Genomic DNA, 10,503 nt, shown 5'->3' on the forward strand with positions numbered 1-10,503 from the left:
TTGGATGATATTGGATATAATTTCCAATATTTACTTCTATGACCAACATTTGTTTTCAAACCTGCAACTTAAAAGTATAGTATAGAGAAGAAAAATTATTTGTCGTTGTTTTTAAATTGATATTTCCGGGCGAAAAAAATTTTTTCTAAAGAAAAATTAATGAGATGATTGCATGGTGGAACATGAAATGTACGAAAAGTTAATGGAGGAAGTGGATATAGGAGTGCATGCTGTAGACGTGAATGGCAATACAGTCATTTACAACACGAAAATGGCATCCATTGAGAGCATGGATAAAGAAGAAGTAATAAACCGATCGATAGACCAGGTATTTAAATTTAAATCCGGAGAACCAAGTACATTGGAGCGTGCCCTACAGGAAGGCGCAGAGTTTAAAAATATTAAACAAACATATTTAAATAATAAAGGAAATGAGATTACCTCGGTCAATCATACATTCCCGGTGTGGAAAAAGGATACGATCATTGGGGCAGTGGAATTGGCCAAAGATGTGACTATGCTCGAAAAGCTTATTCAGGAAAATATGGACCGGGCCCAGAGAAGTTATTCCTTTGAGGACGTGATCGGCCAAAGCACTGAAATTAAGGAGATTATTGAGTACGCCAAGCGTGCGACAAGAACCAGTTCTTCAGTGCTGATTATCGGAGAGACCGGGACCGGCAAAGAAATTTTTGCACAGAGTATTCATAATGGCAGCGATCGGTCTTCCAAGCCTTTTATCAGCCAGAACTGTGCTGCTTTGCCTGATAGTCTCATTGAAAGCATCCTGTTTGGAACAAAAAAAGGAGCTTTTACAGGTTCAGCTGACCGGCCGGGATTGTTTGAACAAGCCGAAGGAGGCACACTTCTCCTGGATGAAATCAACTCGTTAAGTATGCATCTGCAGTCCAAGCTGCTGAGAGTGCTCCAGGAGCGCAGCGTCCGGCGGATTGGGGACACCAGGGACATTAGTGTTGACGTCCGTATTATCGCCACCAGTAACGAAGATCCTATTGAGGCTATTACAAACCAGCACCTTCGGAAGGATCTTTATTACCGCCTTGGAGTTGTTTCTTTATTTATCCCTCCTTTAAAAGACCGTAAAGACGACATTAAGATGTTAAGTGATTATTTTATCCAGAAATATAATGCTTTGTTCCGTATGAACATTGAAAAAGTTGACGAAAATGTCATGCAATTTTTTATGAATTATGAATGGCCGGGAAATGTAAGGGAACTGGAGCATCTAATTGAAGGGGCTATGAATATAACTGATCACGAAACAGCTATACGGGCTTCACATCTTCCTATGCATATACATAAAAGGATAAAAGCAGCTTCAGATGGTTTAAAGTCAGCTGCGCCAGGTTTTCCCCAGGAGGTGCCCGCCGAAGAGGAAGAACCAGCAGCTTCTACTGGACAAATGGGGTTACATGACTTTCTGTACTATCAGGAAAAACAATTCATTTTAAAGGTGCTGGAAGAAAACAATTATCATGTGAAGGATTCAGCGGCCCAGCTGGGTTTAAGCCGTCAGAGCCTGCATTACCGGTTGAACAAGCTGAATATCCAGAAGTTACGGTTATAGATTCGTGCTCCGAAGATTTCCCTTTAGAGAATTTATATTACTTTGCCTTTATTGGCACAAAAATTGCATTAATTGACTATGTAAGCGAATACATAAATAGGAGGATACAGCATGAAAACTAAAATAGCTATTCATGGAGTACCGATGGATTTAGGCCAGGGGCGCAGAGGAGTGAACATGGGCCCGAGCGCCATACGTTATGCGGGAATGTTCGAACGATTGAGCAGGTTAGGCTGTGAGGTTGAGGATTTTGGTGACATTTACGTAGATACGAGGCAGAAAGCGGACGAGGACCGTTCGAAGAATTTACAGGAAATCACCAGGGTAAACAAGGAGCTTGCAGAACGTGTTTCGACGAATATTGAAAAAGGTTATTTCCCGCTGACGATCGGGGGCGATCACAGCATTTCTATTGGCTCTATTGCGGGTGTGTCCGCGCATTATGAAAATCTGGGGCTCATATGGTATGACGCTCACGGAGATCTGAATACAGATGACACCTCCCCTTCCGGCAATATCCACGGTATGCCTTTAGCTGTAGCATTAGGGCTTGGGAACCAGCAATTAACAAATATTCAGCATGCAGATCGGAAAGTACAGCCGGAAAATATCGTTATCATTGGCGCGCGCTCGTTGGATGAAGGAGAGAAAAAGCTCATTCATGAGCTGGGTATACGGGTTTATACAATGCATGAGATTGATCACTCGGGCATGTCCCACGTGATCAAAGATGCAATCGCTTACTTAAGCTCTAAGACGGATGGCATTCACCTCAGTCTCGATCTGGATGGCCTGGACCCGGAAGAAGCGCCAGGAGTTGGAACACCTGTTGTAGGCGGAATGAGCTACCGGGAAAGTCATTTGGCGATGGAAATGCTTGCAGAGGCGGATATTATCACCTCCGCGGATTTTGTGGAAGTAAATCCTATTCTTGATGAAAAGAACAGGACAGCGCAAATCGCAGTCGAATTGATGGGCTCACTGTTCGGGGAGAAGCTGCTGTAAAAGCTTATGATTTCATCATCTTATAAGGGAAGAGGGCGATACGCATGAAAGATGATCTGTCCCGTTTAAATCCAAGGGGAGGAATCGAAGAGACGGCCTCCTTATCGAAAAAAAATATAAGCAAATTTGTGTTTCCTTCTATATTAGGTGTGTTCTTGTTTATGACCCCCCTTTCTTATGATGGGAGCGTCACTATTCCGGTAGCACTGCTGGCAGGCGCTCTGCAGGGTGCTCTGAGCACCGCTTTACCTTTCATTATCACTGCAGCCATTGCGTTAACATTTGTTTGTACAGTTCTCATGAAATGGACCCGGGCTTCTTTCGTCGCTGAAGACAGTTTTTTTTACAGGCTATTTCATGTCAACACCCCCTGGACCATCATACGGGGAATAGCTGTGATTGCTGCCGTTATGACGGTGTGGGAAATCGGGCCGGAATTTATTTGGTCCGAAAACACCGGGGGTCTGTTGATGTACGATCTGCTTCCTATTTTGTTTACAGTTTTCTTGTTTGCAGGCCTGTTTTTACCCTTGCTGCTTAATTTTGGATTACTGGAATTATGCAGTGCTTTTTTCACAAAAATTATGCGCCCGCTGTTTACGCTTCCGGGACGTTCGTCGATTGACTGCCTGGCTTCGTGGCTGGGGGACGGGACTGTCGGTGTATTATTAACCAATAAACAATACGAAGAGGGATATTATTCCGAGCGCGAAGCCGCGGTAATCGGCACGACGTTTTCGTTAGTATCCATTACGTTCAGCATTGTAATCATTACTTATCTGGATCTTTTGCACATGTTTGGGCCTTACTATTTTTCCATCGTGCTCGCTGGAGGGGCCTGCGCTTTGATTATTCCCCGGGTGCCGCCGCTTTCGAGAAAATCACATAAACTATCGAACGGAAGCTATCAAAAAGCAGACGAGGAAAAGCCGGCGCATCTCAATATATTTCAATGGGGCGTTATGAAGGCTGCGGGAAAGGCTTCTGAGACAAAAGTGTTTTCATCTATCTTTCGGGGCGGGGCAAAAAACGTTTTAGATATGTGGCTCGGCGTTCTTCCGGTCGTAATGGCCTTTGGTGTCATTACACTAATAATTGCCGAGTATACTCCTTTCTTTAACTACCTGGGAGCGCCTTTTATTCCTTTATTATCACTAATGCAGGTGCCTGAAGCTGTACAGGCAGCGCCGACAATGGTAATAGGGTTTGCCGACATGTTCCTGCCGGCAGTTATTGGAAGCGGCATTGAGAGCGAATTAACCCGTTTCGTGATCGCGGTGGTTTCTGTCAGCCAGCTTATTTACATGTCTGAAGTCGGCGGGCTGCTTTTAGGCTCTAAAATTCCAGTGAAAATGAGTGATCTCATCATCATATTTTTGCAGCGCACGGTGATTGTGCTGCCAGTAGCTGTAGGAATGGCACACCTCTTATTTTAAAGACAAATATTTTTGCAAAGCGCTGAAAAATTATTTGTCATATGACAACATCCGATAAATTATAATCTGTTATTACAATGAGTTTTTTGGCATGGATATTGCATATAAATAGTAAAGAAAGAATAAGGAGGTTGTTCAAGATGAAAACAAAAATTTCATCCGAGAATATCATTGAACGAACAAGCGCTCACGGAGCCAAAAATTATAAGCCATTGCCGGTGGTTATTGCTGAAGCCTCGGGCGTATGGGTGAAAGATCCCGAGGGAAATGAATATATGGATATGTTAAGTGCCTACTCTGCAGTCAATCAGGGCCACCGTCATCCTAAAATTATTCAGGCTCTGAAAGACCAGGCCGACCGGGTGACACTTACCTCCAGGGCTTTCCATAATGACCAGCTGGCGTCCTTTTATGAAATGGTTTCAACATGGACAGGAAAAGAAATGGTTCTTCCGATGAATACAGGCACAGAAGCAGTGGAAACGGCCGTCAAAGCAATCCGCCGCTGGGGCTATGAAAGGAAAGGGATTCCGGAAGGACAGGCAGAAATTATCGCATGTGAAGGGAACTTTCATGGCCGGACCATGAGTGCGGTTTCCCTTTCTTCTGAATCGGAGTATCAACGAGGATTTGCCCCTCTTCTGCCAGGAATCAAAGTGATTCCTTACGGGGATGCGGAGGCTCTCCAACAAGCCATCACGCCGAATACGGCCGGCTTTATATTTGAGCCCATTCAAGGAGAAGCTGGAGTAATTATTCCGCCGGAAGGCTTTTTAAAAGAAGCACAGGCGATTTGCGAGAAGGAAAATGTTTTGTTTGTAGCTGATGAAATCCAGTCCGGGCTGGGACGGGCAGGCAAAGTATTTGCCTGCGACTGGGAAGATGTTGTACCCGACATGTACATTATCGGCAAAGCACTCGGCGGCGGTGTTTTTCCCGTTTCCTGCGTAGCGGCCCATGAAGATATTCTTGGCGTGTTTACCCCGGGGTCCCATGGCTCCACCTTTGGCGGCAACCCTATGGCCTGTGCGGTTTCGGTAGCCTCGCTCGAAGTCATTCAGGAGGAGCAGCTAGTGGAACGCTCCTTGGAGCTCGGGGGTTATTTTAAAGATAAATTAGCCGCTATCCATCATTCTCATATTAAAGAAGTACGGGGGCGCGGTTTATTTATTGGCATGGAGCTTACTGTTCCAGCCCGCTCTTATTGTGAACAACTAAAAGAACTTGGGCTGTTATGCAAGGAGACCCATGAAAATGTCATCCGCTTTTCTCCGCCGCTTACGATCCAGCAGGAAGAATTGGATTGGGCGATGGAGCAAATCAATAAAATTTTTACGAAAGAACAATAAGAGGAGGAATTCCCATGTATATCACCTACCGGCATGAACCTTTCACCGATTTCACCGATGAACAGAACCGCCAGGCATTTGCGGACGCGATCAAGGACGTCGACAAACAACTCGGCCAGGACTACCCGCTGATTATTGGCGGGGAGCGGATCATCACGGGCGAAAAGCTGGTGTCCACCAACCCGGCCAATAAAAAGGAAGTGGTCGGCCGGGTCTCCAAAGCCAATCCCGCCCTGATTAATCAGGCCTTCGATGCGGCCAGCAAAGCGTTTTGGTCCTGGCGGACGACCAGTGCCGATGCCCGGGCGGAAGTGATGTTCCGGGCCGCTGCCACCATGCGCCGCCGGAAGCATGAACTCTCGGCCACGCTCGTCAAAGAGGGTGGCAAGCCCTGGAAGGAAGCCGATGCGGATGTGGCCGAAGCCATTGATTTCGTGGAATATTATGCCCGCCAGATGCTCGAGCTGAAAAACGGCAAGCCCATCAACAGCCGCGAGGGAGAATACAACCAGTACATCTACCAGCCGCTCGGGGTGGCCGTGACCATTCCCCCCTGGAATTTCGCCTGCGCGATCATGGTGGGGACCACGGTCGCCCCGCTGGTGACGGGCAATACCGTGCTGCTAAAGCCGGCCGAGCCGACCCCGGTGATCGCGGCGAAGTTTGTCGACATTTTGATCGAATCCGGCGTGCCGGACGGCGTCATTAACTTCGTCCCCGGGGACCCCGAAGCCATCGGCGACCACCTCGTGGATCATCCCCAAACCGCGCTGATCAGCTTCACCGGCTCCCGGGCCACCGGCACACGCCTGTACCAAAAAGCCGCCGCCATTCAGGAGGGCCAGCAGCACCTGAAGCGGGTCATCGTGGAAATGGGCGGCAAGGATACGGTGGTCGTCGACAGCGACGCGGATCTTGATACGGCCGCGGAAGCCATTATCGCGTCCGCCTATGGCTTTTCCGGCCAGAAATGCTCGGCCGGCTCCCGGGTCGTCGCGCACCGGGACGTGTACGATGACGTCCTGCGCAAGGTGGAAAAACAGGCGAAAGCATTGGCGGTCGGGGACCCGGCGTCCTATGCGACCTACATGGGCCCGGTCATCAACCAGAAAGCCTTTGACAAAATCACCGGCTATATCGAGATCGGCAAACAGGAGGGCCGGCTGGTGGCCGGCGGAACGGGCGACGACTCCAATGGATACTTCATTGATCCGACCATCTTTGCCGACGTGGACCCGAACGCCCGTCTGATGCAGGAGGAGATCTTCGGCCCGGTCGTGGCGTTTACGAAAGCCTCTTCCTACGAAGAAGCCATCGACATTGCCAACAATACGGAGTACGGCTTAACCGGGGCCGTCATTTCCAATACCATCGATCATTTGGAATACGCCAAGCTCCATTTCCACGTCGGCAACCTGTATTTCAACCGCAACTGCACCGGCGCCATCGTCGGCTACCATCCCTTTGGCGGCTTCAAAATGTCCGGTACGGATGCCAAGGCCGGCGGCCCGGACTACCTGATCCAGCATATGCATCCGAAGACCATCAGCCATGCGCTTTAATATGTAAGGAGGCTATTTCCATATACTGAAATAAGTACGCGCAGAGGCGGATTAGCCAGCTGCGCGTACTTTTTCATTAATCACTTTTTGTAGGCATCTTTAACGCCAGGTCTGCTTTTTTCAAATCATGATCGACTTGTTCTTTTATGTAAAGAAATCTATTATGCATTGGCACCTATCGGCCCAACTCCGTTATTATTAAACAACTTTTGCGCAAATATGCGAAGAGAAGGTGAAGCTTTTATTTTGAAGATAAATAGAAATGAAATATAAATTTTCTGAAAACGCATTAGGAAAAGGTTAATGTGGAAAAAATATTGCGGGTTTACCCTGGGCAAGAAGTGGTAAAAGAAATACGGATAAACTCACATTACACAGGCTGAAACAGTCGAAGGAGAGAGTCATGCCATATTTTACTTCAGGAAATGCATCAATTTACTATGAAAGCCGGGGAGAAGGGCCGATGCTGATATTCGTATCCCCGCCCGGGATGGGCTGCGCGGCTTTTGAACAGCAGCATCCGCTTGCCGGTGAATTCCAGGTGGTGACGTTTGACCCGCGAGGCAACGGCAGAAGCGAGCGGGGAGACATAAGCGAACACATCATCAAGCAGTGGACAGAGGATATATACGCGCTGGTCAGCCATCTTGAGGCGGAACAGGTTACCCTTTGTGGGTATTCGTATGGCGGATTGCCGAGCCAGTTGTTTGCTTACCGCTACCCGGAGAAGACGGCAGCCCTGGTAATGATCAGCAGTTTTCCAAGGGTGCGGACCTGGATGCTGGCAGGGAAATTCCGCCTTGGCATATGGAGCACGTACGAAAACCTTATCGGCACTATTGGCAAAGCGCTTGCTTTTTCTCACACGAGCGACCAGGAGCAGCAGAAACGTATTGATTGGAATATCGAAAACAGCAGTCCGGACATTTTGGAGCGTATGTATTTGCATGGACGGCATCATGACAACAGAAACCTCCTTCCAGAAATTATGTGTCCAGTGCTGGCGATTTTCGGGAGCAACGATATATTCGTAAAAAGAAACCAGCATGACTTTCAAGAACTTCTTCCTGACGTGCGCAATGTTCATATTTATGGCAAAGCCCATCAGCTGCCGACGAGAGCCGCCGAGGAAATGAACGCTATCATCCGGAGGTTTGTTGTGGAAATACAGAGCGCTTCCGCCAGTAGCCCGCCGCAATTAACGTAATAGAATATAGATATTTTGCTTATGGATGCCGGCAATAAAGCCGGTTTTTTTGTGTTTGATAAAACAATGGCTGTTTCAGAACGTAAAAAAGCAAATGCCCGGAGACATTTGCTGGGGGAAAGGCATTTATTTTAATCATTTGTTTGCTGGGCCAGGCGGACTAGTAATCTCGCAAATGTGTTTTTTTCGTCTTCATTTTCAGTTGCATTCCATAGTTCGTGCAGTACTTTTTCTTCTCTGTTCTTAGGTTCTTCGTGTTTATTCAAATAATCCGAGACTCGTTTGGCCCCCTGGGCTAGTCCTTTTTCGCTGAGGTTTAATTTTTCTCCCTTGCGAACCTGGTCTCCTAAATAATCTTTAAATGTGGAAAAGTGTTCTAAAATCTCGTTTTTGTCTTCCTGGTCCATTTTTTGAATTTCTTGATCGGCTTTTTTCGGATCTTCGTTGCTCATCTGTAAAGCATCCTTAAGTTGGTATGTAAAAGCCTTTCCTTTTATTTGTGGGTAACAAACATCTTTTTTCAAAATGCCAAGCTTATTTAAAGTGCAGGTAATACCTTTAAAATGTTTTGTTTTCAAACGAGCGGGAATGGCTAAACCATGGTTACGACCTATAACTTATAATGGCCGCAATACGAGAACATAAAGCGCCTATCGTATAAGCCGAAGACTACCCGAAATACTTTCGGCGTCTTCGGCTTTTTCTATGCGCCCCGGCATAAATGAAAGGAGAAATATAATGTTGCCTGCAGATATTCAACGGCGGTCCCAACAGGAACAGCAAAAAGAACTGGGAATTTATGTCAGACGGGTTCTGCGCGAACACTTTGGCCGCGGGCCGGAGTCTGTATATGTCAGTCTCGATCCGCACAGTGTTGTCATCCATATCCAGAGATTTCTGGCTCCCATGGAAGAAGTTCTTTTAGATCAGCACGGCCAGGAAGCGGTCGAAGAGCTTCGGGAAACGATGATGGCAAAAATGCTCCCGGAAGTATCACAAGCGCTGCATCAATTGATGGAAAGTGAAGGCTGGACATTTTTCGTAGATTGGAACATGATAAACCGTTCCGGCATGATTACCGCCCTGCATGAACCTTCCTTTCAGAATCAGCCTTCACTTGAGGATTCCCCGCATCAGTCGAGCCTCCAACAGGGAGTTCACGAGGTAAGCGTGCGCACCGAAAAGGTTCCCGGCACGATTTACGCCCATCAGATTAATGACCGGACCTTCATTGTCGTTCGCTCTGACGTTTTGATCATGATCGAAAAAGAACTAATCCGTACGGGTTACGGGAAAACGCTCAAAACCGTGAAGCGCCAGCTAGAGAAGAGATTGCTTTACGAGGAACAATTTGACCGGCGGCTGGGCGTGGAGATTCGCGATATTTTCGTTGACTGGGATTTTGAGCAGGATACCAGCGTGCTCGTTCTTCTTACTGATCCGCTGCCCACAAACAATTAAATACGTAAAGCAGCATTAATATCAAACATGCCGGTGCTTGAAAGAGTCCGGCATGTTTTTATGTGTTAAATGGAAAATAAGAGTTAATAAGTTTAATAAATTTCACGTAGGTGCGATGATTCTTAACTGCATTGTTTTATAAACACAAGCACCATTTATTTTTTTGCCGCAATAACAGGAACATAAGAAGCATTGGTGGTAAATTTAAGGTATAGTGCATGAAAGATTTACTGATAGCCGAAATATATTATTATAACTCCAGGTATCCATGGAGCCAGGAGCGGAAAATCGCAGTGTTTAACTCTCCATCGGTAAAAGTATTGTTTTTCACTCTTTCAACGCATTCGCTAAGGGGGAGGAGATAAACTTGAATAGTTTCATGATCTTCAAGCTGCTGTTCCTGCCAGTCCTGCACGTCATCTGTGAAGAAAAGATGGGTGCGGTCATTGCTCCGCCAGGGAGCGGGGAGCATGTCTCTTAAATAGTTCACCTGGCCGCAGGTATAGCCGGTCTCCTCCGTAAATTCTCTGCGGGCGGCATCAGCTAATGCTTCATGAGGCTCAGCGCCGCCGCCTGGCAGTTGCATTACAAAAGATTCCACTGGCGGGCGGTATTGTTCAATGAGCAGCAGCGATCCGCCCAGTTTAGCCAGCACCACCACAGCCTCCGGCTCGTCCAGTGCAATGTATTTTCGCCCCGAAGTGTCCGGGATTTTGTTTGTCAAAGCCATCCTCTCCTTAATGAAGTAGAACCAGAAATGAATTTGTAAGTTTACATATTATGCGCGCTCTAAAAATATAAGGCTTTTCATTTTATAGACTCTTTTGTTGCGGGTTTACTAACAATTATTTCCATTAACGATAAAAAAGAGACAGAATCCCCGTAGCTACGGTAC

The 10,503-nt window shown here is 46.9% G+C and carries 9 protein-coding genes; 7 read left to right on the plus strand and 2 right to left on the minus strand.

The window, feature by feature from the left end:
* Window positions 1-172: 172 nt before the first annotated feature.
* From ACTTK6_RS15445 to ACTTK6_RS15470, 6 genes are all read left to right on the plus strand, one after another.
* Window positions 173-1,588: a sigma-54 interaction domain-containing protein gene (locus tag ACTTK6_RS15445; protein WP_462833896.1), complete on the plus strand. Its 1,416-nt coding sequence runs from the start codon at window positions 173-175 to the stop codon at window positions 1,586-1,588.
* A 111-nt stretch (window positions 1,589-1,699) separates the two neighbouring features.
* Window positions 1,700-2,593, plus strand: a complete 894-nt coding sequence (rocF, locus tag ACTTK6_RS15450; protein WP_462833897.1) for an arginase — start codon at window positions 1,700-1,702, stop codon at window positions 2,591-2,593.
* Window positions 2,594-2,637: 44 nt separating this feature from the next.
* Entirely contained in the window at window positions 2,638-4,029 is a 1,392-nt protein-coding gene (locus ACTTK6_RS15455) for a YjiH family protein (RefSeq protein WP_462833898.1), read from the plus strand.
* Between the two features lie 140 nt (window positions 4,030-4,169).
* Entirely contained in the window at window positions 4,170-5,378 is a 1,209-nt protein-coding gene (locus tag ACTTK6_RS15460) for an ornithine--oxo-acid transaminase (RefSeq protein WP_462833899.1), read from the plus strand.
* A gap of 14 nt (window positions 5,379-5,392) precedes the next feature.
* Complete coding sequence (gene pruA / locus ACTTK6_RS15465) at window positions 5,393-6,940, plus strand: L-glutamate gamma-semialdehyde dehydrogenase (protein WP_462833900.1); 1,548 nt, start codon at window positions 5,393-5,395, stop codon at window positions 6,938-6,940.
* A gap of 403 nt (window positions 6,941-7,343) precedes the next feature.
* On the plus strand, window positions 7,344-8,147 hold the full coding sequence (locus ACTTK6_RS15470; protein WP_462833901.1) for an alpha/beta fold hydrolase: 804 nt from the start codon (window positions 7,344-7,346) through the stop codon (window positions 8,145-8,147).
* Between the two features lie 131 nt (window positions 8,148-8,278).
* Here the strand turns inward: ACTTK6_RS15470 and ACTTK6_RS15475 are convergent, their stop codons facing one another.
* The gene (locus tag ACTTK6_RS15475) at window positions 8,279-8,599 is read right to left on the minus strand and encodes a DUF3243 family protein (RefSeq protein ID WP_462833902.1); all 321 of its coding nucleotides are present in this window, start codon (window positions 8,597-8,599) and stop codon (window positions 8,279-8,281) included.
* A 286-nt stretch (window positions 8,600-8,885) separates the two neighbouring features.
* Between ACTTK6_RS15475 and ACTTK6_RS15480 the strand changes: the two genes are divergently transcribed.
* A complete protein-coding gene (locus ACTTK6_RS15480) occupies window positions 8,886-9,608 on the plus strand; it encodes a Na-translocating system protein MpsC family protein (RefSeq protein WP_462833903.1) in 723 nt (240 codons plus the stop codon).
* A gap of 250 nt (window positions 9,609-9,858) precedes the next feature.
* Here ACTTK6_RS15480 and ACTTK6_RS15485 read toward each other — a convergent pair whose 3' ends face one another.
* Window positions 9,859-10,332, minus strand: a complete 474-nt coding sequence (locus ACTTK6_RS15485) for an NUDIX hydrolase (protein ID WP_462833904.1) — start codon at window positions 10,330-10,332, stop codon at window positions 9,859-9,861.
* Between the last annotated feature and the right edge of the window lie 171 nt (window positions 10,333-10,503).

This window comes from Marinococcus salis, assembly GCF_054971365.1.